General features: G+C 60.9%; 22 protein-coding genes. 10 read left to right on the forward strand and 12 right to left on the reverse strand.

The features are described 5' to 3' along the window. Window positions 1-24: 24 nt before the first annotated feature. From KGA96_RS10650 to KGA96_RS10680, 7 genes are all read right to left on the reverse strand, one after another. Window positions 25-837: a zinc-dependent peptidase gene (locus tag KGA96_RS10650; RefSeq protein ID WP_046041660.1), complete on the reverse strand. Its 813-nt coding sequence runs from the start codon at window positions 835-837 to the stop codon at window positions 25-27. A gap of 4 nt (window positions 838-841) precedes the next feature. Next, the gene (locus KGA96_RS10655) at window positions 842-1,498 is read right to left on the reverse strand and encodes a DedA family protein (protein ID WP_046041661.1); all 657 of its coding nucleotides are present in this window, start codon (window positions 1,496-1,498) and stop codon (window positions 842-844) included. 270 nt (window positions 1,499-1,768) lie between these two features. Beyond that, a complete protein-coding gene (locus KGA96_RS10660; RefSeq protein WP_046041662.1) occupies window positions 1,769-2,230 on the reverse strand; it encodes a GNAT family N-acetyltransferase in 462 nt (153 codons plus the stop codon). A 114-nt stretch (window positions 2,231-2,344) separates the two neighbouring features. Beyond that, window positions 2,345-3,169, reverse strand: a complete 825-nt coding sequence (gene eutC, locus KGA96_RS10665; protein WP_046041663.1) for an ethanolamine ammonia-lyase subunit EutC — start codon at window positions 3,167-3,169, stop codon at window positions 2,345-2,347. Window positions 3,170-3,177: 8 nt separating this feature from the next. Next, window positions 3,178-4,572, reverse strand: coding sequence for an ethanolamine ammonia-lyase subunit EutB (locus KGA96_RS10670; protein ID WP_046041664.1), 1,395 nt, complete (start codon window positions 4,570-4,572; stop codon window positions 3,178-3,180). Window positions 4,573-4,679: 107 nt separating this feature from the next. Then, window positions 4,680-6,053, reverse strand: coding sequence for an ethanolamine permease (gene eat, locus KGA96_RS10675; protein WP_008052345.1), 1,374 nt, complete (start codon window positions 6,051-6,053; stop codon window positions 4,680-4,682). Between the two features lie 273 nt (window positions 6,054-6,326). After that, window positions 6,327-7,847 carry an aldehyde dehydrogenase family protein gene (locus KGA96_RS10680; protein ID WP_046041665.1) on the reverse strand — a complete coding sequence of 507 codons (1,521 nt, stop codon included), beginning with the start codon at window positions 7,845-7,847 and terminating at the stop codon, window positions 6,327-6,329. A gap of 299 nt (window positions 7,848-8,146) precedes the next feature. Between KGA96_RS10680 and KGA96_RS10685 the strand changes: the two genes are divergently transcribed. The 4 genes from KGA96_RS10685 (at window position 8,147) to KGA96_RS10700 (ending at window position 12,477) form a co-directional block, all read left to right on the forward strand. Further along, entirely contained in the window at window positions 8,147-10,063 is a 1,917-nt protein-coding gene (locus KGA96_RS10685; protein WP_046041666.1) for a sigma-54-dependent Fis family transcriptional regulator, read from the forward strand. A gap of 158 nt (window positions 10,064-10,221) precedes the next feature. Then, window positions 10,222-11,571: a UDP-N-acetylmuramate:L-alanyl-gamma-D-glutamyl-meso-diaminopimelate ligase gene (gene mpl, locus KGA96_RS10690; RefSeq protein WP_046041667.1), complete on the forward strand. Its 1,350-nt coding sequence runs from the start codon at window positions 10,222-10,224 to the stop codon at window positions 11,569-11,571. Further along, complete coding sequence (gene ubiX, locus KGA96_RS10695; RefSeq protein WP_046041668.1) at window positions 11,568-12,200, forward strand: flavin prenyltransferase UbiX; 633 nt, start codon at window positions 11,568-11,570, stop codon at window positions 12,198-12,200. The genes mpl and ubiX overlap by 4 nt, the downstream gene beginning before the upstream one ends. Next, the gene (locus KGA96_RS10700; RefSeq protein WP_046041669.1) at window positions 12,193-12,477 is read left to right on the forward strand and encodes a YceK/YidQ family lipoprotein; all 285 of its coding nucleotides are present in this window, start codon (window positions 12,193-12,195) and stop codon (window positions 12,475-12,477) included. Before ubiX ends, KGA96_RS10700 begins: the two co-directional genes overlap by 8 nt. 159 nt (window positions 12,478-12,636) lie before the next feature. Here KGA96_RS10700 and KGA96_RS10705 read toward each other — a convergent pair whose 3' ends face one another. From KGA96_RS10705 to KGA96_RS10715, 3 genes are all read right to left on the reverse strand, one after another. After that, window positions 12,637-13,278: an oxidoreductase gene (locus KGA96_RS10705; protein WP_046041670.1), complete on the reverse strand. Its 642-nt coding sequence runs from the start codon at window positions 13,276-13,278 to the stop codon at window positions 12,637-12,639. A gap of 27 nt (window positions 13,279-13,305) precedes the next feature. Then, window positions 13,306-15,024: a C13 family peptidase gene (locus tag KGA96_RS10710; RefSeq protein ID WP_223512740.1), complete on the reverse strand. Its 1,719-nt coding sequence runs from the start codon at window positions 15,022-15,024 to the stop codon at window positions 13,306-13,308. 114 nt (window positions 15,025-15,138) lie between these two features. Further along, the gene (locus tag KGA96_RS10715) at window positions 15,139-15,594 is read right to left on the reverse strand and encodes a MaoC family dehydratase (protein ID WP_046041672.1); all 456 of its coding nucleotides are present in this window, start codon (window positions 15,592-15,594) and stop codon (window positions 15,139-15,141) included. Window positions 15,595-15,787: 193 nt separating this feature from the next. Between KGA96_RS10715 and KGA96_RS10720 the strand changes: the two genes are divergently transcribed. From KGA96_RS10720 to KGA96_RS10730, 3 genes are read left to right on the forward strand one after another with little or no spacing between them, the layout of a single operon-like run. Then, window positions 15,788-16,150, forward strand: a complete 363-nt coding sequence (locus KGA96_RS10720; protein WP_046041673.1) for a CidA/LrgA family protein — start codon at window positions 15,788-15,790, stop codon at window positions 16,148-16,150. After that, window positions 16,147-16,863: an LrgB family protein gene (locus KGA96_RS10725; RefSeq protein ID WP_046041674.1), complete on the forward strand. Its 717-nt coding sequence runs from the start codon at window positions 16,147-16,149 to the stop codon at window positions 16,861-16,863. Before KGA96_RS10720 ends, KGA96_RS10725 begins: the two co-directional genes overlap by 4 nt. Before the next feature lie 10 nt (window positions 16,864-16,873). Next, a complete protein-coding gene (locus tag KGA96_RS10730) occupies window positions 16,874-17,464 on the forward strand; it encodes an LON peptidase substrate-binding domain-containing protein (RefSeq protein ID WP_046041675.1) in 591 nt (196 codons plus the stop codon). A gap of 12 nt (window positions 17,465-17,476) precedes the next feature. Here KGA96_RS10730 and KGA96_RS10735 read toward each other — a convergent pair whose 3' ends face one another. Further along, window positions 17,477-18,793 (reverse strand): bifunctional DedA family/phosphatase PAP2 family protein, encoded by a 1,317-nt coding sequence (locus tag KGA96_RS10735; protein ID WP_223512741.1) that lies wholly within the window; start codon window positions 18,791-18,793, stop codon window positions 17,477-17,479. Between the two features lie 194 nt (window positions 18,794-18,987). After that, on the reverse strand, window positions 18,988-19,686 hold the full coding sequence (locus tag KGA96_RS10740; protein WP_046041833.1) for a DNA-3-methyladenine glycosylase: 699 nt from the start codon (window positions 19,684-19,686) through the stop codon (window positions 18,988-18,990). 189 nt (window positions 19,687-19,875) lie between these two features. Between KGA96_RS10740 and KGA96_RS10745 the strand changes: the two genes are divergently transcribed. The 3 genes from KGA96_RS10745 (at window position 19,876) to rsfS (ending at window position 22,405) form a co-directional block, all read left to right on the forward strand. Beyond that, window positions 19,876-21,147, forward strand: a complete 1,272-nt coding sequence (locus KGA96_RS10745) for a glutamate-5-semialdehyde dehydrogenase (protein WP_046041677.1) — start codon at window positions 19,876-19,878, stop codon at window positions 21,145-21,147. A 1-nt stretch (window position 21,148) separates the two neighbouring features. Next, window positions 21,149-21,838: a nicotinate-nucleotide adenylyltransferase gene (gene nadD, locus KGA96_RS10750; RefSeq protein WP_046041678.1), complete on the forward strand. Its 690-nt coding sequence runs from the start codon at window positions 21,149-21,151 to the stop codon at window positions 21,836-21,838. A gap of 72 nt (window positions 21,839-21,910) precedes the next feature. Continuing rightward, window positions 21,911-22,405: a ribosome silencing factor gene (gene rsfS / locus KGA96_RS10755; RefSeq protein WP_046041679.1), complete on the forward strand. Its 495-nt coding sequence runs from the start codon at window positions 21,911-21,913 to the stop codon at window positions 22,403-22,405. The last annotated feature ends 7 nt before the right edge of the window (window positions 22,406-22,412 follow it).

Raw genomic sequence — 22,412 nt, forward strand, 5'->3', positions numbered from 1 at the left:
CATGGACCAGAAGTCGTATGGCGCTCACTGGTGTGCCTGATAGACAGGGTCATGCGCCTGAAGTTGCTTCAACCTCGCCAACGGGTCCTGGCGATAGAACAGCTTCAACTGCTGGTACACCTGTGGATAAGCCTCGTGGAGCAAATCCGGGGCGCTGAAGAAGTATTCGCTGGTGACGGCGAAGAACTCGGCAGGGTTCTCGGCGGCATACGGGTCGATGGCTGTTTCGGCATCGGGATTGCGTTCCAGTTGCCGGTCGAGGTCGTCGTAGGCCTCTTGCATGACGCTGGCCCAGTCGCTGACGCGCATGTCGGGATGCAATGGCGGCAGGCCGTTGGCGACGCCGTTGAGCATGTCGAGCTTGTGTGCCAGTTCGTGGATCACCAGGTTGTAGCCTTCCCAGCCACCACTGGCCATTACGCCGGGCCAGGCGAGGATGATCGGGCCTTGCTGCCAGGCTTCACCGCTGTGCTCACCGTCCCATTCGTGCTCGACGCCGCTGGCATCGCGATGGCGCTGGGGGCTGAGGAAGTCGTCGGGGTAGAGGATGATTTCGTGGAAGCCCTGATACCAGTTCAGGTCGCCGAGGTGCAGCAGCGGCAATTGCGCCTGGGCCGCAAGCAGCAAGCGTTGTTCCTGATGCAGTTCGACACCGGGCAGGGCGCTCAAGTGCTTGTCTTCGAGGAACAGCACGCAGGCTTCGCGCAGCCATTGGTCTTCGGCGGCGCTGATGCCATCGAGAAAGCTCAGGTGATGGCGCACCCGTTGCCACATGTCATCGGCAATCGGGTGCTTCGCCAGAGTGCGCCGGCGACGCCAGGCGCTCAGGGACCACATCGTGTCAGCGCGATTCGGCTTTGGAACTCGAGCCGGCGAGGCGGTTACGCACCATGCCAATGATCATCGGCACCAGCGAGAGCAGGATGATGCCGACTACCAGCAGCGACAGGTTCTTCTTGATGAACGGTACGTTGCCGAAGAAGTAACCGAGCGTCACCAGCCCGCCGACCCACAGAACGGTGCCAAAGACGCTGAAGGCGAAGAACCGCGGATAAGGCATTTTCCCAACACCGGCGACGAACGGTGCAAAGGTGCGGATGATCGGCAGGAAGCGCGCCAGGGTCACGGTTTTGCCGCCATGCTTGTCGTAGAAGTCGTGGGTTTGTTGCAGGTAGTCGCGACGGAAGATCTTCGAATTCGGATTGCTGAACAGTTTTTCACCCGCCGTTCGTCCGATGATGTAGTTGGTGCTGTCGCCCAGAATCGCCGCCAGCATCAGCAGGCCGCCGAGCAGTACCGGGTCCATGCCGCCACCGGCTGCCACGGCACCGGCGATGAACAGGAGGGAGTCGCCCGGCAGGAAGGGCATGACCACAAGGCCCGTTTCACAGAAGATCACCATAAACAGAATGGCGTAGATCCATGCCCCGTAGTTGGTTACAAGCATGTCGAGGTAGACGTCGAGATGCAGGACAATGTCGATCGGGTTGAAATCCATGGATAGCACCTGTGGTGACGGCCCGACTCAGCAGGCCTGTGCGGATGACTTCGCGTAAGACTACGGATAGGGGTAGTTTTTCTTACAAGCCGGGAATATCGGGATTATACGAGGCGAGAGGTGAAAATCGCGTCGAGATTGTAGCGGGGAATTTCATCGCAGGGCTGATGTTTGATAACGAACAGGTGGGAGCAAGCCTGCTCGCGATGCCGGCGCATCGTTGGGCCAGTCTAGTCCGGTCGATGCCATCGCGAGCAGGGTGCAGGTGATTCAGAGTTCGTCGCTGATCGGCAGCACGTAGTTCTTGAATTCGGTGTCTTCCTTGAATCCGATGGACTCGTAGGTTTTCTGCGCGACTTTGTTGTTGCTGCTGGTGGAAACACGCATGCGCACGGCATTGGTTTCCTTGGCCATTTTTTTTGCGGTGCGGATCAGGTTGTCGGCCACCAACTGGCGGCGGGCGTCCTCGGCGACATAAATATCGTTGAGGATCCACACACGTTTGAGCGAAAGCGAAGAGAAGCTCGGGTAAAGCTGACAGAAACCCATCAGTTTGTTGCTGTCGTCATCGGACAGGGCCAGGTAGATCACCGACTCCTTGCGACGCAGGCGTTTTTCGAGGAACGCCCGGGACGAGTCCGGATACGGCAGGGAACCATAAAACTCGCGATATTTGACGAACAACGGGGTCAGCAGGTCCAGGTGTTCGAGGGTCGCTTGAATAATCCGCATGGTAGGTCTCGTCTTCAAGTGGCTGTCTTACGTCTCTGACGGCGATGGGAAACCCTTGGCGGCCGCGCAACGATCCTGCCTGAAACTGGTACGAATGTGCAATGCGGAGGTGGTTCAGGCATTCGGGGGGCCGAGCAGGAAATTACCTTTCATGTCGCCTCCTGTGTCCGACTCCAGTGTCTGAACCTGCGCTTCGTCCTTCAGATTGACCCCTGACAACTGCCGCCGGCAGGCTTCACGCATCAAATACAGCAAACGGTGTGCCGCCATGCCGTAGCTCAGCCCTTCAAGCCGGACATTGGAGATGCAATTACGGTAGGCATCGGTAAGGCCGACCTTGGGATTGTAGGTGAAATATAAACCCAGGCTGTCCGGGGAGCTGAGGCCAGGGCGTTCGCCGATGAGAATCACGGTCATTTTTGCGCCAAGTAACTCACCGATCTCATCGGCGACGGCTACCCGGCCCTGTTCCACGAGTATGACTGGCGCAACAGTCCAGCTGTCGCCTGCCATTTGCTCTTCGAGGCGTGTCAAAAACGGCAGGGTATGGCGATGAACGGCCAATGCCGACAGGCCGTCGGCGACCACAATCACCAGATCCACGCCTCCCGGATGGGCCGTCGCGTAATCACGCAGGGTCTGCGCCGATGCATCACTGAGTTTTCGCCCCAGATCGGGGCGTTGCAGGTACGTGTTGCGATCCGTCGCAGCACTGTGCAGCAAAAGACACTCGCGATCACGTTCGGCCAATTGCGCGCCGAGGGAGGCATGGTCAAACGGCAAGTGCACCGCATCCCGCGCCTGAGCGTGGGCATATTGGAAGTCCAGTTGCGCGTGGGTGGGAATGCTGGTGCCGGTGCGGCCCAGAGCGATTCGCGCTGGCGTCAGGCGCCGCAGTTCCAACCAGGGGTTGTGTGGATCGAAGGGTAGTTTATCCATATCAATGCTCATCCCAGTTGCGCCAAGGCCTGCCGGAAGGCTGGCGGCAGGCTGTCGCCGAAGAGAACCCTGCCATCGGCTTGAGTGAAAATGCCCATTTTCGCCAGCCACTGTTCGAATTCCGGAGCGGGCTTCAACCCCAGGGTCTGTCGGGCGTAGAGCGCATCGTGGAACGAGGTGGTCTGGTAATTGAGCATGATGTCGTCGGAGCCGGGGATGCCCATGATGAAGTTGATCCCGGCGACGCCCAGGAGGGTCAGCAGGGTGTCCATGTCGTCCTGGTCGGCTTCGGCGTGGTTGGTGTAGCAGATGTCGCAACCCATGGGCACACCGAGCAATTTGCCGCAGAAGTGGTCTTCCAGGCCGGCGCGGATGATCTGTTTGCCGTTGTACAGGTATTCCGGGCCAATGAAGCCTACGACTGTGTTGACCAGGAACGGTTTGAAATGCCGCGCCACGGCATAGGCCCGGGTTTCGCAGGTTTGCTGATCGACGCCATGGTGGGCGTTGGCCGACAGGGCGCTGCCCTGGCCGGTTTCGAAGTACATCAGGTTCTGGCCCAGCGTGCCGCGATTGAGGCTCAATCCTGCGTCGTAACCTTCCTGCAATATATTGAGGTTGATGCCGAAACTGGCGTTGGCCGCTTCGGTGCCGGCGATCGACTGGAACACCAGGTCCAGCGGTACACCGCGATTTACCGCTTCGATCGACGTGGTGACATGGGTCAGCACGCAAGCCTGGGTCGGGATTTCGTAGCGCTGGATGATTGCGTCGAGCATCTCCAGCATGGCGCAGATCGAGGCGATGCTGTCGGTGGCCGGGTTGATGCCGATCATGGCATCGCCGTTGCCGTGCAGCAGGCCGTCGAGAATGCTCGCGGCGATGCCGGCCGGTTCGTCGGTGGGGTGATTCGGTTGCAAGCGCGTGGACAGGCGACCGCGCAGGCCCAGGGTGCCGCGAAACTGCGTGACCACGCGGATTTTCTGCGCCACCAGCACCAGATCCTGCACACGCATGATCTTCGACACGGCGGCGGCCATTTCCGGAGTCAGGCCAGGGGCGAGGGCGCGCAGGACCGGCTCGTCGGCGGCATCGCTGAGCAGCCAGTCGCGAAAGCCGCCGACGGTAAGGTGGCTGACGACCGCGAAGGCTTGTTTGTCGTGGGTGTCGATGATCAGTCGGGTGACTTCATCGGACTCATAGGGAATCAACACTTCCTGCAGGAAGTGGGATAGCGGGATGTCGGCCAAAGTCATCTGTGCCGCGACGCGCTCGCCGTCATTGAGGGCCGCGACACCGGCCAGAAAATCCCCGGAACGCGCCGGACTGGCCTTGGCCATCACATCCTTGAGGCTGTCGAAGCGATAGGTCTGGGCGCCGACGGAATGGGCATATACGGCCATGGGGCGGGGCCTCCTGATCAATTCAAAAATTCGATCCGCTTTTCTGTGGGGAATTGCATGCACTTCAATAATGCAGGCGCCAGGCTCGGGGCCCGGCGCCGGTGCATTCATATACCTTCGAGCATAGCGTCTGCCGGTGCCTCGGAACGTTGCTTGGCGGTCAACTGGAAGTACAGGTAACCGGCAACCATGAAGCCGAGGAAAACCAGGCCGATCAGGGTGTTGAACCAGGCCATCGCCACCAGGCACACCACCGCCAGGAACAACGCGATCCCCGGCACGATCGGATAGCCCGGCGCGCGGAAGGTGCGCTCCAGGTTCGGTTCGGTCTTACGCAGCTTGAACAGGCTCAGCATACTGATGATGTACATCACGATGGCGCCGAATACCGACATGGTGATCATCGCCGCCGTCAGGGTCATGCCTTGCAGGTTGACCAGGCCGTCGCTGTAGATCGCCGCGATGCCGATCACGCCACCGGCCAGAATCGCCCGATGCGGCGTCTGGAAGCGCGAGAGTTTGGCCAGGCCTTTGGGCAAGTAACCGGCGCGAGCCAGGGCGAAGAACTGCCGGGAATAGCCAAGAATGATCCCGTGGAAGCTCGCCACCAGGCCGAACAGACCGATCCATACCAGCATGTGCATCCAGGTCGAATTATTGCCGACCACGGCTTTCATCGCCTGGGGCAACGGATCGTTGATGTTCGACAATTGACGCCAGTCGCCGACGCCGCCGGCCATCACCATCACGCCGATGGCCAGGAACACCAGGGTCAGAATGCCGCTGACGTAGGCCTTGGGGATCGTGCGTTTCGGGTCCTTGGCTTCCTCGGCGGCCATGGCCGCGCCTTCGATGGCGAGGAAGAACCAGATCGCGAAGGGAATGGCGGCGAAAATACCGGGAATCGAGCCCATCGTGAACTCGTTCGAACCGGACCAGCCATTGAGTACGAAGTTACTGAAGCTGAAGCCCGGGGCGACCACGCCCATGAACACCAGCAATTCGGCGACCGCCAGCACAGTGACCACCAACTCGAAGGTGGCCGCGATGCTGACGCCGAGGATGTTCAGGCCCATGAACACGAAATAGGCGCCAACAGCGGCGATTTTCGGGTCAAGTTCCGGGTATTGCACGTTGAGGTAGGCGCCGATGGCCATGGCGATGGCCGGTGGCGCAAAGACGAATTCGATCAGGGTGGCGATGCCGGCGATCAACCCGCCTTTCTCACCAAAGGCCCGGCGGCTGTAGGCAAACGGTCCGCCAGCGTGGGGAATCGCCGTCGTCAGTTCGGTGAAGCTGAAGATGAAGCAGGTGTACATCGTCGCCACCATCAACGCGGTGACGAGAAAACCCAGCGTGCCTGCGGTGCCCCAGCCGTAACTCCAGCCGAAGTACTCGCCGGAAATCACCAGGCCGACGGCAATACCCCATAAATGCAGGGTGCCGAGTGTGGGTTTGAGCTGTGTGGAAGAAGTAGTCATAAGTCCTCTCTAATTTTTATTGTTCAATCTTTTGGACTTTCGGGTACGACGGGTTGGGTGCAAATCCTGAATGATGGGTAGGCAAGGCCCGTGCCAGAGCGGCCAGGCCTTGAGTGTCGAGTCATTTAGGATGCCATCGCGAGCAAGCTCGCTCCCACAGAGTTCTGTGTCAGGTCTCAAAAGGTGGATTCACCACAAAAACCTGTGGGAGCGGGCTTGCTCGCGAAGGCGGTAGAAAGGGCGACACAGAAACACCTGTGTCGCCCCCGGTTTTTAGAAGAAGCCCAGCGGATTGATGTCGTAGCTCACCAGCAGGTTTTTGGTCTGCTGATAGTGGTCGAGCATCATCTTGTGGGTTTCACGACCGACGCCGGACTTCTTGTAACCACCGAACGCGGCGTGCGCCGGGTACAGGTGGTAGCAGTTGGTCCACACCCGGCCGGCCTTGATGGCACGGCCCATGCGGTAGGCGCGGTTGATATCGCGGGTCCAGAGGCCGGCACCCAGGCCGAACTCGGTGTCGTTGGCGATGGCCAGGGCTTCAGCTTCGTCCTTGAAGGTGGTGATGCTCACCACCGGGCCAAAGATTTCTTCCTGGAACACGCGCATTTTGTTGGTGCCCTTGAGCAGGGTCGGCTGGATGTAATACCCGCTTGCCAGGCTACCCTCGAGTTTTTCCACCTTGCCGCCAGTCAGCAGCTCGGCGCCTTCGCCCTTGGCGATTTCCAGGTACGAAAGGATTTTGTCGAATTGCTGCTCGGACGCCTGGGCGCCGACCATGGTGTCGGTATCCAGCGGGTCGCCACGCTTGATTTGCAGGACCTTCTTCATCACCACTTGCATGAATTCGTCGTAGATCGACTCTTGCACCAGGGCGCGGGATGGGCAGGTGCAGACTTCGCCCTGGTTGAAGAACGCCAGCACCAGGCCTTCGGCGGCCTTCTCGATGAAGGACGGTTCGGCCTTCATGATGTCTTCGAAGAAGATGTTTGGCGACTTGCCACCCAGTTCAACAGTGGACGGAATGATGTTTTCCGCCGCGCATTTCATGATGTGCGAGCCGACCGGGGTCGAGCCGGTGAAAGCGATCTTGGCGATGCGCTTGCTGGTGGCCAGCGCTTCGCCGGCTTCGCGACCGAAACCCTGGACGATGTTCAGCACGCCGGGTGGCAGCAGGTCGCCGATCAGTTCGAGCAGCACGGTGATGCCCAGCGGGGTTTGCTCGGCGGGTTTGAGTACCACGCAGTTGCCAGCGGCGAGAGCCGGGGCGAGTTTCCAGGCGGCCATCAGGATCGGGAAGTTCCACGGGATGATCTGCCCGACCACGCCCAGGGGTTCATGGATGTGATAGGCCACTGTGTTGCCGTCGATTTCGGCAGCACTGCCTTCCTGAGCGCGAATGCAGCCGGCGAAGTAGCGGAAGTGGTCGGCGGCCAGCGGGATGTCGGCGTTGAGGGTTTCACGCACGGCTTTGCCGTTGTCCCAGGACTCGGTGATCGCCAGCAGCTCCAGGTTCTGTTCGATGCGGTCGGCGATTTTCAGCAGCACCAGCGAGCGCGCCTGGGCGGACGTGGCGCCCCAGGCATCGGCAGCGGCGTGGGCAGCGTCCAGGGCCTTGTCGATGTCTTCGGCCGTGGAACGGGGGAATTCGGCAATCGGTTGGCCATTCACTGGCGAGGTATTGGTGAAGTACTGACCTTTGACAGGCGCGACGAACTCGCCGCCGATGTAGTTACCGTATTTGGCTTTGAACGAAACGATAGCGCCTTCAGTACCGGGGTGAGCGTAACGCATGGTGGTCTCTCCTTGCTTTTGTGCTTATAGGGAGTCGCGCATGTGCGCTTGCTTTAAGCGTAGAGCAAGGGCCGGGCCAGTGCCTTGCATGTCAGGTAAATCAAGGCCTTGCGAGGTTTTTGTCGGACGGGCGGGCAGCGCCTGTGACGCTTTCGGTACAGCCATGGTGACACTTTGTACCCTTTGTGGCACAGCTCGTGACCAACCGGTCTTGCAGGCATTGCAATGCGGGCCGGGCTGGAGGATGCTCGGCATCACCTCATGCACGGGACGCCGAGCCCCGGGGAGAATAATAAGAAATGCACGACAATCATTTGAGTCGCCATGCCCAGCAAGTATTGACGGTGACTCAGGGCAAGACCCACCTCCACGGTCCTGGCAGTGATCCGTCCATCGCCCGTTCCTGGCTGCGCTGCCTTGAGGACTATCACCTCGATCCGGCCCTGAGCATCGCGCCGACGGTGCTGGAACATGGCCGTGTCCTGGAAAGCCGCGAGCGCTTGCAGCAAGTGCTGCACATCGCCGGCAATGAAATGACCAGCCTGCATCAACAACTCTCCGGCGCCGGCCATGCAGTGCTGCTGACCGACGCCCGCGGCGTGATCCTCAACTGCGTCACCGCGCCCTCCGAGCGGCAGATTTTCGAGCGTGCCGGCCTCTGGCTCGGTGCCGACTGGAGCGAGGCCTGCGAAGGCACCAATGGTATCGGCACCTGCCTGGTGGAACGTCAGTCGCTGACCATCCATCAGGACGAACACTTTCGCGGCCGCCACACCGGCCTGACCTGCTCGGCGAGCCCGGTCTTCGATCCCCATGGCGAATTGCTGGCGGTGCTCGACGTGTCGTCGGCGCGGCGTGATGTGTCGCGGCAAAGCCAGTTCCACACCATGGCGCTGGTCAATCTGTCGGCGAAGATGATCGAGAGTTGCTACTTCCTGCGCTGCTTCGACAATCAATGGTTGCTGCGTTTTCACTTGCAGGCCGAGTCCGTCGGTTTGTTCAGCGAAGGGTTGCTGGCGTTCGACGGGGAAGGGCGCATTTGCGCGGTCAATCAGAGTGCGCTGAACCTGTTGGGACATATTCGTGGCGGGTTGCTGGGTAAGCCGGTTGAGGCGTTTTTCGATTGCTCGCTCGATGAGTTGCTCGGACGCGCGAGCACCAATGCCGCCGCCAGTTGGCCGTTGCGCACCCGTGATGGTCGCAAGCTGTTCGCGGTATTGCGCGGTGAGGCACGGCGACCGCTGCCGATTCCGATGGTGCCAGCGGCCAAGGTTGCACAAGCGCCGCGCCTGTCGGGCATTTGCCTGGATGACGCGACGTTGCAGGCGGACTTCCGCAAGGCCTTGCGCGTCTATGAGCGCGACGTGCCGCTGCTGATCAACGGCGAAACCGGGTCCGGCAAGGAGGCCTTTGCCAAAGCGGTGCACCACGCCAGCCAGCGGGCGGAGAAAGCCTTTGTCGCCCTCAATTGCGCGGCCATTCCCGAAAGCCTGATCGAAAGCGAGCTGTTCGGATATCGCGGCGGCAGCTTTACCGGTGCGCGCAAAGAAGGCATGCGCGGCAAGTTGCAACAGGCCGACGGCGGGACGTTATTCCTCGATGAAATCGGTGACATGCCACTGGCCTTGCAGACGCGCTTGCTGAGGGTGCTGGAAGACCGGCAAGTGGTGCCGATCGGTGGCGAACCGGAAGCGGTGAATGTGCGGATCATCAGCGCCACTCACCGCAACTTGCTGGATCGTGTGCAGGGCGGCAGCTTCCGTGAGGATTTGTATTACCGCCTCAACGGGCTGGAAGTCGCGTTGCCGGCCTTGCGTGATCGTAGCGACAAATCTCGGTTGCTCGATTTTTTGCTGGCCGAGGAGGCGGGCGGAGAAACGGTGTTGATCGACGGGCCGGCGCGGGAGGCCTTATTGGGGTTTGCCTGGCCGGGCAACGTGCGGCAGTTGCGAAATGTGCTGCGTACGTTGTCGGCGTTGTGTGAGGGCGGGCGGATCGGGCTGGAGGATTTGCCGGCGATGATTCGTTCGGCCAGGCCGGCGGTGGCACAGGCTATCGAGGAGCCATCGGAGCATCCACTGGAAGATGCCGAACGGCTGGCGTTGCTCACGGCGCTGGGGCAGACGCGCTGGCATATGACTCACACGGCTGAGCAGTTGGGGGTCAGTCGAAACACCCTCTATCGGAAGCTGCGTAAACACGGGATTGCCCGGTAGACCGTGTCGCGCCCTTCGCGAGCAGGTTCGCTCTCACAGGGTCTGCGCAGGCCTTGTGGGAGCGAGCCTGCTCGCGAAGGCGTCTTCATATACTGAAACACAAGGTGCGATTTTCCCCTCCCTAAGCTAACCTGCGGCCATGTTTTACGAGGTCGACTATGCACATTCATATTCTTGGTATCTGCGGCACTTTCATGGGGTCAATGGCGGTTCTGGCCAAGGAGTTGGGCCATCACGTGACGGGCTCCGATGCCAACGTCTATCCGCCGATGAGCACTCAGCTGCAAGCCCAGGGCATTGAATTGACCCAAGGCTATGACCCGGCGCAACTCGATCCGGCCCCTGATCTGGTGGTGATCGGCAACGCCATGTCCCGGGGCAACCCGGCTGTGGAGTACGTGCTGAACAAAGGCCTGCCTTACGTCTCCGGCCCGCAATGGCTGGCCGATCACGTGCTGCAAGGTCGCTGGGTGCTGGCGGTTGCCGGTACGCACGGCAAGACCACCACCAGCAGCATGCTGGCCTGGGTGCTGGAGCACGCGGGCATGGCCCCGGGCTTCCTGATTGGCGGCGTGCCGCAAAACTTCTCGGTGTCGGCGCGCCTGGGCGATACGCCGTTCTTCGTCATTGAAGCCGACGAGTACGACAGTGCGTTCTTCGACAAGCGCTCCAAGTTCGTGCACTACCGCCCGCGCACGGCAATCCTGAACAACCTTGAATTTGATCACGCGGACATCTTCCCGGACCTGCCGGCCATCGAGCGGCAGTTCCATCACTTGGTGCGGACCATCCCGAGCGAAGGCTTGGTGATTCATCCGACCACTGAGCCGGCCTTGCAGCGCGTGATCGAGATGGGTTGCTGGACGCCGGTGCAAACCACCGGTGCCGGCGGTCAGTGGCAGGTCAAGCTGCTCAGTGAAGATGGCTCGAAGTTCGAAGTGATGTTCGAAGGTGTCGCCCAGGGCGTGGTCGAGTGGGACATGACTGGCCAGCACAACGTCGCCAACGCCCTGGCGACCCTGGCTGCTGCACGCCACGTCGGTGTGGTGCCGTCCATGGGCATCGCCGCGTTGAGCGCTTTCAAAAGCGTGAAGCGCCGGATGGAAAAAGTCGCGGAAGTCGGTGGCATCACCATTTATGACGACTTCGCTCACCACCCGACTGCCATCGCCACCACGCTGGATGGCCTGCGCAAGCGCATCGGCGATGCACCGTTGATTGCGATCATCGAGCCGCGTTCCAACTCCATGAAGCTTGGCGCACACCGAGACGGATTGCCGGAAAGCGTGGTCGATGCCGATCAGGTGATCTGGTACGCACCGGCCAACCTCGGCTGGGATCTGGCGGGCACCGCGGCGCTGTGCACCGTGCCGTCGATTGTCAGCGACTCCCTGGAAGGCATCATCGAGCGCGTGAAAAGCCAGGCCCGGCCCGGCACCCACGTGGTGATCATGAGCAACGGCGGCTTCGGCGGCCTGCACGGCAAACTGGCCGAGGCGCTTAAATGAACAACGGCCCGGACCGCATCACCCTGGCGATGACCGGCGCTTCAGGCGCCCAGTACGGTTTGCGCCTGCTCGACTGTCTGGTGCGGGAAGATCGTGAAGTGCACTTCATGATTTCCAAGGCCGCGCAGTTGGTGATGGCCACCGAAACCGACGTCACGCTGCCGGCCAAGCCGCAGATGATGCAGGCGTTCCTCACCGAATACACGGGGGCTGCCGCCGGGCAGATTCGGGTGTACGGCAAGGAAGACTGGATGTCGCCGGTGGCTTCGGGCTCCGGCGCGCCAGCGGCAATGGTGGTGGTGCCGTGTTCCACGGGCACGTTGTCGGCCATCGCTACCGGCGCCTGCAACAACCTGATCGAACGGGCCGCCGATGTGACGCTCAAAGAGCGTCGGCAGTTGATCCTGGTGCCCCGTGAAGCGCCGTATTCGAGCATTCACCTGGAGCACATGCTCAAGTTGTCGAACATGGGCGTGACAATCCTGCCGGCATCACCGGGCTTCTATCATCAGCCGCAAACCATCGACGACCTGATCGATTTCGTCGTGGCACGGATCCTTAACCTGCTGAATATTCCTCAGGACATGTTGCCGCGCTGGGGCGAGCATCATCTGACCAGCGATGAATAAGTTGCTGGTGATGGTGCTGGCGCTGCAATTGGCCGGGTGCGCCACGGCGCGCACCCTCGATGCGGCCAAGCCGGGGGCGCCGGTGGTGTACTCGGGAACTCGTCTGGATTTGTACGCGATGAACGGTGGGTGCTGCGCCATGGACCGTTTCGGCGCGGAAGCGCCGAGCTACCCGGGCGTTGATCTGCCGGCGAGTGCGTTGCTCGACACGCTGCTGTTGCCGCTGTCATTACTGACGGTGATAGGGGTGAGTTTTCAGGCGACGGGTGGTTTGTAGGTATAGCGCTTTTGTGGCGAGGGGGCTTGTCGGAACGCCGCACCGCCACGTTCGGCTGCGCAGCAGTCGTAATCCGGTGCGACTCAGTGTTACTGAACAAACGAAGAGGGCCGCTTCGCGACCCAACGGGGGCAAGCCCCCTCGCCACAGGTCCGCGGATCACTTGCCGAGTTTGCGCAGCTCATCCGACTCGACAACCCTGACCCCGTCCTGCTCTTCCAGCGCCAGACGCCACATCGCGCGAGCCAGTTGGCATGCCTCGATACCGTGGTATTTGCCAGGGATCAGCCGAGACAACGGACCGGCGAACTTCTCGCCCAGTCGCGGTTCAGTGCGATCACCCAGCAACAGCGAAGGGCGGCAGATTGTCAGCTGCGGCCAGTCCTGCGCGCGCAATGCGTACTCCATCTCGCCTTTGACCCGGTTGTAGAAAATCGAGGATCTGCGATCGGCTCCCAGAGCACTGATCACGATCAGGTGCCGTGCGCCCATCTCCCGTGCGCGTTTGGCAAAGGCCACGACCATGTCCAGGTCCACCGCGCGGAACGCCTGTTCCGAGCCCGCCTGTTTGATGGTGGTGCCCAGGCAGCAGTAGGCGATGTCGACACGGCCGTTCAACTGCGGCAGAAACTCCGCCGGATTGCCGACGGGGTTTTCAAGGTGCGGGTGCTTGGCCAGCGGCCGGCGTGAGGGGGCCAATACCCGGGTAATCGTTGGCTCGTTAAGCAGGCGATCAAGCAGATGCTCACCGGTCAGCCCGGTGGCTCCGGCAAGCAATACGTGCTGAGGCGTCAAGTACATAGTGTTTCTCCCTTGATACTATTCAGCTTAGTTGCTGTTTGCATCCTTGCTTTCGATGGACGCACTTTGCAGGGCTTTTCGTGCCTGCTGTTTGCGCAGTAACTGCCAATGCGAGAGCACGGTTTTCGGTGCCCAGATCTGTGGTTCGGACGCTTCGAATCCGTCTGCCAGCTCACGTTCGGCGACAGTGGCCTTGGCCAGTTTGAAGGCTTGTTCCAGGTCATCGGTCTGGTTCAGGGCCTGGGCGAACAGGGCGTCGCCGAAGTAAGTGAAGTTGGCTTCCTCCGAGCAACCGAAGGACACTCGGTCGGCTCGCGAGGCCGTCATGATGAGGGTCCGTTCATCCTTGAGGGCGGGAATGAAACCGCCGGAGTAGCAGGACGAAATCACGATGATCTTGTCGCGGTTTTTCAGGGGGGCGAGAACAGCGGCCAATTCGTCGGCCGGCAGATCGGCCAATTCCATGCGTGGCTGGTCCAGCACCAGTTCGTGTTCGCTGGTGCCGTGGCTGGTCAGGTAGATGAAAATCAGGTCTTCCGGACCGCTGCGTTCGGCCAGCGTCAGGGCAGCCCGGCGCAGGTTTTCCCGGGTGGCCATCGGGCGGTCGGCGAGGTGGTCACGATGGTTCACCAGACGGATCTGGCCAAAGGTGCCGAAACGGGTGGTGAGCATGTTGGCGACGTAGTCGGATTCGCGCAGAAACACGCTTTGCTTGCCGTCGCCACCCAGGGTCAACGAATACAGCTCCACCGCCGGGGTCGAGGGTGGAACGTTGGCCAGCGCTGCGTCGAGCAGGCGCCCCTGGGCCAGCAGGCCGAGCTCCAGGGTGTCGGGCAATAATTTGCCCTCGGCGTCGCGTACACGCTGGCCGTTGATCCAGGTGCCGCTGAGCACGGTGCCATCGGTCAACACCAATGTGCCGCGCCCCTGGTAACTGTCGTTGTCGAACTGGCCGGTGTAAAAGCTGCCGTCGGACAGGTTCAGCCGGCCCTGGCCGGAAAAGCGCCAGTCATTGAACTGGCCGATGTAGTGGCTGCCGTCAGTGCCGATCAACTCACCCTTGCCGTTCAGCGAGCCTTCCTTGAACTGGCCCAGCCAGACATCGCCGTCGGCGTTTTCGTAGCGGCCCTTGCCGTGCAGTTGATTGTTCTTGAAGCCGCCGACATACATGTCGCCGTCGGCGCTGTTGAAAGTCCCGTTGCCTTCCAGTTGGCCGTCGACGAAGTGCCCGGTGAACTGATTGCCGTTGCCGTCGCCGCGTTGTCCTTCGCCATTGGGTTTGCCGTGGGCGAACTGGCCCTGATAGGAGCTGCCGTCTTCGAGTTCGAGGCGACCCAGGCCGGCGTATTGATCGGCCTTGAACTCTCCGCGATAGCTCATGCCGTTTTCTTTGAGGGTGCCTTCGCCGTTGCGCCGGCCGGCCTTGAAGCCGCCGCTGTAGCTGCTGGCGTTGGTGGTCAGTGCCCCCTGGCCGTCGAACAGTCCCTGATTGAACTGCCCGCGATAGACTTCGCCATTGCTGCCATGCCATTCGCCCTGGCCTTGCCACTGGCCCTTGTCGAATTCGCCGGCGTACCAGCTGCCGTTCGGGTAGTCGATACGCCCCTTGCCTTGCAGCAAGCCATTGACCAGGTCACCGCGATAGCGTCCGCCGTCGGGTAGGCGTGCGTCAGGAGGCAATGGCGATTCGCCGTTGCCGCAAGCGGTGAGCATCAGGGTCAAGGCGAGGAGTGCAAGTGGGCGCATAGCGGATTCCGGGCAATTAGGCGAGGGAGTATGCCGCAGCTATGTGCCCTTATACAGGGCGAGGTACCGGCAGAGGGCGCGAAACAGCATGAGCTGCTTCGCATCCAGGACGGTTTATACGAAGCACAGGGACAGGGGTTCGGCGATGTACGCCGGTTTGTCCGAACCTTCGATTTCCAGGGTGGTGGTGGCCTTGAGCAGCCATTGGCCGGGTTTCTTCTCGATGACTTCGGTCAGGTCGACCTTCAGGCGCACTTTCGAATTGACCTTGACCGGCTGGATGAAGCGCACGCTGTCGAGGCCGTAGTTGACCACCATCTTCAAGCCTTCGGGCATGACGAGGATGTCTTCCATCAGTTTCGGGATCAGTGATAACGACAGGAAACCATGAGCGATGGTGCTGCCAAATGGCGTTTGCGCGGCCTTGACCGGGTCGACGTGGATGAACTGAAAATCCCCTGTGGCTTCGGCGAACAGGTTGATGCGGTCCTGATCGATGGTGAGCCATTCGGAACGTCCAAGTTCCTTGCCGACATAATCTTTGAGCTCTGCAACTGGAACATAGGGCATTGAGACTCTCCTTGGGTTCATCGGTTTTATGGTTTTGGCTTGCGGGGATCTGACCTCCCGGCTTACCACTTTAGATCAACATGGCCAAACGCTCCGGTCAACTGACCATGCTTTTGGCGAATGCCGGTCTATAGCGTGAGCATGCTTATAATGCCTGGCCAATGCGGGTGACGGATTTTGCGGGAGATCTTTGATGTTGTTACGGGGCCTGACGTGGCTGGTGCTGTTCCAATTGCTCGGCACTGCGATCAATCATTTGTTCTTGCCGGTGCTGCCGGGACCGATTGTGGGGTTGCTGCTATTGCTGGTGTACCTCATCTGTCGCGGACAGGTCGGCGAGCCGCTGAACCTGGCGGCCAGCAGCCTGCTGCGCTACCTGCCGCTGTTGCTGGTGCCGCCGGCCGTGGGCGTGATGGTCTACGCCGCTGACATCGCGGCGGACTTCTGGGCCATTGTCGGTGCGCTGGTGTTGTCGCTGCTGCTTTCCATGGCCTTCGCCGGGGTGCTGATGCAACGCATGGTCAAGGGTCATGCTCACTCCGAGGACAGCCAATGATCTTCGACTGGCACGGCGCCTGGACGTCGGTGATTCATCATCCCTTGTTTGGTATCGGCATTACCCTTGGCGCCTATCAACTCGTCCTGGCGGCATTCGAGAAAACCCGCTGGATCTTTTTGCAGCCGGTGTTGGTCTCCATGTTGCTGGTGATCGGCGTGCTGGTGGGCTGCGGCCTGACTTACGCCGAGTACCGCAAGAGCACCGAGATTCTCAGCATCCTGCTCGGCCCTGCCACTGTCGCCCTGGCGGTGCCGCTTTATCTCAACCTGCGACGGATTCGGCAGTTGTTCTGGCCGATATTTACTACGCTGGTGATAGGTGGGGTGGTGGCCACGGGGATGGGCGTGTTGCTGGGCTGGTCGTTCGGTGCCGAACATATGATCCTGATGACCATGGCGCCGAAATCGGTGACCTCGCCTATCGCTATGTTGGTGGCCGAGCAGATCGGTGGTGTCGCGGCGTTGGCAGCGGTGTTCGTCTTGATTACTGGCGTGATCGGGGCGATTTTCGGTCCAGCCCTGTTAACCAGGCTGGGCGTGCATAGCCCGGAAGCCAGGGGTATGGCGCTGGGCATGACGGCCCACGCGGTCGGCACGGCGGTGGCGATGCAGGAAAGTGAAGAATGCGGCGCCTTCGCGGCGCTGGCGATGAGTTTGATGGGCGTGGCCACGGCGGTGTTCCTGCCGTTGGCGGTGTCGATGGTGGTGTAAGGAAATGTCTATGAGTCTGCCGCTTTTTCCGCTCAATACAGTGCTGTTTCCAGGCTGCATCCTCGATTTGCAGATTTTCGAGGCGCGCTATCTGGACATGATCGGCCGCTGCATGAAGCAGGGCGGTGGTTTCGGCGTGGTATGCATCCTCGAGGGTGAAGAGGTCGGGATCGCTCCGGCCGGCTACGCGCTGGTGGGCTGTGAAGCGCTGATTACCGATTTCAAACAGCAGGACAACGGTCTGCTGGGGATTCGGGTTCAGGGCGGACGGCGATTCCATGTATTGCGAACGGAAGTCCAGCGCGATCAGTTGACCGTCGCCGAGGTCGAGTGGCTGGAAGACGAACCGGAGCAGCCACTGCAGGATGAGGACGCCGATCTGGTGGCATTGCTCAAGGCCCTGGCGGAACACCCAATGGTTGAAGCCTTGAACATGGGCACCGAAGCGACCGGCCAGCAGTCGCTGGCCAATCAGTTGGCGTACCTGTTGCCTTTCGCTGAACTGGACAAGATCGACCTGCTGCAACTCGATGATCCGCAGCAACGACTGGATGCGATTCAGGCGTTGCTGGATGAGTTGCAGGGGGAGTTGTTTGCCTGACAGGCGCTTTTGCTAATACGCATACCGCAGCATCGTATGCGGCAAATGCCGCAACACGAAGAAGCCGAACAATGCCAGCAACGCCGGCAACACCAGCCACCAGACCTTGGGGGGCAAGGCGTTGAGCGGCTCCTTGCGCTGGATGAGCCACAGGCTCGCCGCGCAGACACACGCCGCCAGCATTGCGCCAGCCAATACATCTGTCGGCCAATGCGCTCCGAGGTAAACCCGCGAAAGCGCAATTGCCGTTGCGGGCAGGCAGCCCACCAATAACCAGGTCAGACGCATCCGAGGCGGTTGTCCGCGTCCCGCCAGGACGGCGAGGGCGAGGAACAGCGCGAAAGACCCTGAAGCATGGCCGCTGGGCATGCTGTAGCTGGTGAGCGGATCGCTCAACACTTCGGGGCGCATTCGGGCAAAGAGGTATTTGGTCGCGGTGTTCGCCAATGCCGTGCAGAGCAGGGTGCTTGCGGTGAAGATCGCCGGGCGCCATTGGCGCATCAGCAGCAGCAAACCTGTCAGCAGCACGCTGAACAACAGCATGTTGCGGAATTCGCCGATCAGCGTGAAGACCACCGCCACCTCATCAAGCATCGAGTTGCGATGCTCCTGCACCAGGGTCATCAACCCTTGATCGAGGGCGCCAAGGTGTGGATAGCCGATGAACAACCCCGTCAGAATGAGAAAGCTCATGCCAGCGATCAACGCTGTAGCCCTGGGATGCTGGCGCAAGCTGCTGGTGGCGCTCAACCCCACCATCACCGCAATGCTGCCGGCAACGATCCCGGCCTGGGTCCAGAAACCTTCAGGCAATGGCAATCGAATGGCCGCCCCGGTAGCCCAGCCTGGCAGCAGATAAGCCACCGACCAGCCCGCACCGGCCAGCAGACTGACGGCAATGAAACGTGGGAAGGGCATGTCGCACATGCCGGCGACCATGGGCAGCATCGGCCGCAATGGTCCGATAAAACGCCCGACCAGCAGGCTGGCGGTGCCATAGCGCTGGAAATAGGCCTCGGCCCCGGCGATCCACTCCGGATGATGGCGCAAGCCCGGTAGGCGCCGGATGTTCTGATGAAAATGCCGTCCAAGGAAATACGAAACCACGTCACCCAACACACCGGCGAGGAAGCCCAGCAGCAAGGTTTCACTCAGCGGCAACGCACCGCTGCCGGCCAGCACCGCAACGGTGAACAGTAAAACCGTGCCGGGGACGATCAGCCCGGCAATCGCCAGGCATTCCACAAAGGCCACCAGGAATATTGCCGCCGCCAGCCATTGCGGGTTGACCGTCAACCAACCGGTCACGCTATCGAGCCATAGGCCCATAAAAACCACTCCATCAAATGTTCAATTGCTTCCAGGGGATAAGTGCAACTTTGAATGCGCCACTGACCCCTGTGGGAGCGGGCTTGCCCGCGAATAGGCCCTTTCAGTCGATATCGACGTCGCCTGACACTCCGCCTTCGCGGGCAAGCCCGCTCCCACAGGGGATTCCTTCAGTTTCAAAATCCGGGTCAGTCTCAGGACAGCACAAAATAATCGCGACCTTCGACCTGGCCCCGTCGTAGCGGGTTGCGCGTGCAATAAGCCGCGTAGGCAGCGTCGACAAAACGGTACATCAGGTGTTCGTCGCGTCCGTGGGGAATGCCCAGGCGCGTGCTCTGGATGATGTGGGCAGGGGTCTGGCCGACGTGTTCTACCAGCAGCACCTCATGATCGAAGCGCTTGGCGTCCCATGCTGGCACTTTCAGGCCCAGTGCCTTGCACAGCAGGGTTTGCCCGGCGCAGAGTTTTTGTGACGGGCGAGGGCGGCCCTGGGCATCGGGATTGTTCAATAGCATCTGTGCCAGGCTGCCCGGCCCGCTCAATTGATCGACCCACGGGTAGGCGGATTTGATCAACACGGCGTTACCCGGCCCTTGGGCGCTGAAATTCAGTGAATCACCACCCCGGGCGTAATACATATAAATGTGGCCGCCATCCAGAAACAAGGCTTTACGCTTTTCTGTATAGCCGAGGGACGCGTGGCTACCCTTTTCTGCGCAGTAATAGGCTTCGGTTTCGATGATCCGGGCACTGAGCCACAGGTCACCAACCCGATGGCGAATGACTTTGCCCAGTAAGTCCCGGGCCAGAATTTGCGCGTCACGGTCGAAAAACGCGTCCGGGAGGCCCGTGGGCAGGCTCACGGCGGACGCTCGAACAGTCAGGTTGGACATGATGACCGGCATTTGTCAGGGCTGAATGAGTCGTGATGATAACAATTTGCAGCTTAATCCCGGCTGAACATCGGCAAATTGCCCTCCATTTCGACCATCCGCCCGTCACCGCTGTTAGTCAGTGGGCGCGACAGCTATAATCTGTCGCTTTACTCTTTACCAAGACCTAATCAAAGACCACGCCAGACCATGACTGAGTCCGTTCTTGACTACATGACCCGCCTGGGTCGCGCTGCCCGCGAAGCTTCCCGCGTGATCGGCCGTGCCAGTACCGCGCAGAAAAACCGCGCCCTGCAGGCCGCCGCCAATGCGCTGGACGCTGCCCGCGCCGAGCTGACGGCGGCCAATGAACAGGATTTGGCCGCTGGTCGCGCCAATGGTCTTGAGCCGGCCCTGCTTGAGCGCCTGGCACTGACCCCGGCGCGTATCGACGGCATGATCGTCGGCCTGCGTCAGGTAGCAGCGCTGCCGGACCCGGTCGGCGCGATCCGCGACATGAGCTTCCGTCCGTCCGGTATTCAGGTCGGCAAGATGCGCGTGCCATTGGGCGTGATCGGAATCATCTACGAGTCGCGGCCGAACGTGACCATCGATGCCGCGAGCCTGTGCCTGAAGTCTGGTAACGCGACCATCCTGCGTGGCGGTTCCGAGGCCATTCATTCCAATCGCGCCATCGCCGCCTGCATTCAGCGTGGCCTGGCCGAGGCCGATTTGCCGGCTGCCGTAGTGCAAGTGGTCGAAACCACCGATCGTGCTGCCGTCGGCGCGCTGATCACCATGCCCGAATACGTCGATGTCATCGTGCCGCGCGGCGGCCGTGGTCTGATCGAGCGTGTCAGCCGTGACGCCCGTGTACCGGTGATCAAGCATCTGGACGGCATCTGCCATGTTTATGTGAGTGAGCGCGCCGACCTGGCCAAGGCCCAGCGCATTGCGTTCAACGCCAAGACTTACCGTTATGGCATCTGCGGTGCCATGGAAACGTTGCTGGTGGATCAAACCGTCGCCAAGGATTTCCTGCCGGCGATGGCGGCCCAGTTCCGCGAAAAAGGCGTCGAACTGCGCGGTTGCGAGCGCACCCGGGCGATCATCGATGCCGTGCCGGCCACCGAGGAAGACTGGAGCACCGAGTACCTGGCGGCGATTCTGTCGATCCGCGTAGTCGACGGATTGGACCAAGCCATCGAGCACATCAATCATTACGGTTCCCATCACACCGATTCGATTGTCAGCGAACATCAGGGCGACACCCGGCGTTTCGTGGCTGAAGTCGACTCCTCGTCGGTGATGATCAATACCCCGACATGCTTCGCCGATGGCTTCGAATACGGATTGGGTGCCGAGATCGGCATTTCTACTGATAAGCTGCACGCCCGCGGCCCGGTGGGCCTCGAAGGACTGACCTGCGAGAAGTACATCGTGGTCGGTGACGGGCAGTTGCGCGGACAGGAGCCGGTCTGACTTGGGCGACTTCGACCCGTCAGCCCCGGTCACCGTCAGCGAGCCAGCCCCTCGCCGCATTGGCGTGCTGGGCGGAACGTTCGACCCGGTGCACATCGGCCATTTGCGCGGTGCACTGGAAGTCGCCGAAACACTGGCGCTCGATGAACTGCGCCTGACACCCAGTGCCCGGCCGCCCCATCGGGACAAGCCGCAGGTGTCGGCAAAAGACCGTCTGGCGATGGTCGAGTGCGCGGTGGCCGGTGTGGCACCGTTGGTGGTGGACGCCCGCGAATTGCAGCGGGACAAACCGTCCTACACCATTGATACCCTGGAACTGATGCGCGCCGAACTGGCCGCGGATGACCAGGTTTTTCTGCTTTTGGGCTGGGACGCTTTTTGCGGCCTGCCCACTTGGCACCGCTGGGAAGAGTTGCTCCAGCATTGCCATATCCTGGTGTTGCAACGCCCGGATGCCGACAGCGAACCGCCGGATGCCTTGCGCAACCTGCTGGCAGCGCGCTCGGTGAGCGACCCGTTGGCCCTCAAAGGGCCGAGCGGACAGATTGCATTCGTCTGGCAGACACCGCTCGCGGTATCCGCCACCCAGATCCGTCAACTGCTGGCCAGCGGTAAGTCGGTACGTTTCCTGGTGCCCGACGCGGTCCTGGCCTACATCGATGCGCACGGACTCTACCGTGCGTCGAACTGAATAGGAGTGCCTCAGGCACGTGGCAACAACGTGTATTGAAGCGCCCGAACAAACGAGCAAAACGAGTTTTATATGACGAGCAACGACGTAAGCAAAGTAAAACGCAAAGGCACATTCAAGAGTGCCCCACTGCCGGAAAAGGTCCTCGCCGCCGAGCCGCCTAAAGGCGACGAGCTGGTCAAGATCGCCGTAGCCGCCCTGGAAGACGTCAAGGCCCAGGACGTGCTGGTGATTGATGTTCGCGACAAGCAGAGCATCACTGACTACATGATCATCGCCACCGGTACCTCCAACCGCCAGATCGGCGCGATGCTGGACAAGGTTCGCGAGGCCGTCAAAGCCCTGGGTATCAAGCCGCTGGGTGAAGAAGGCAAGGGCGACAGCGACTGGGTGCTGTTGGACATGGACGACGTGATCGTCCACATGATGACCTCCAACGCCCGCCAGTTCTACGACCTGGAGCGCCTGTGGAAAGGTGCCGAGCAGAGCCGTGCGGCCGATGGCAAGCACCACAGCCCTGAAGTTGGTCACGAGCATTTCAACAAGCTCAACAAAGACCAGGAATAAGGGACCG

It is taken from the genome of Pseudomonas sp. GL-R-26 (assembly GCF_019947365.1).
Classification (GTDB): domain Bacteria; phylum Pseudomonadota; class Gammaproteobacteria; order Pseudomonadales; family Pseudomonadaceae; genus Aquipseudomonas.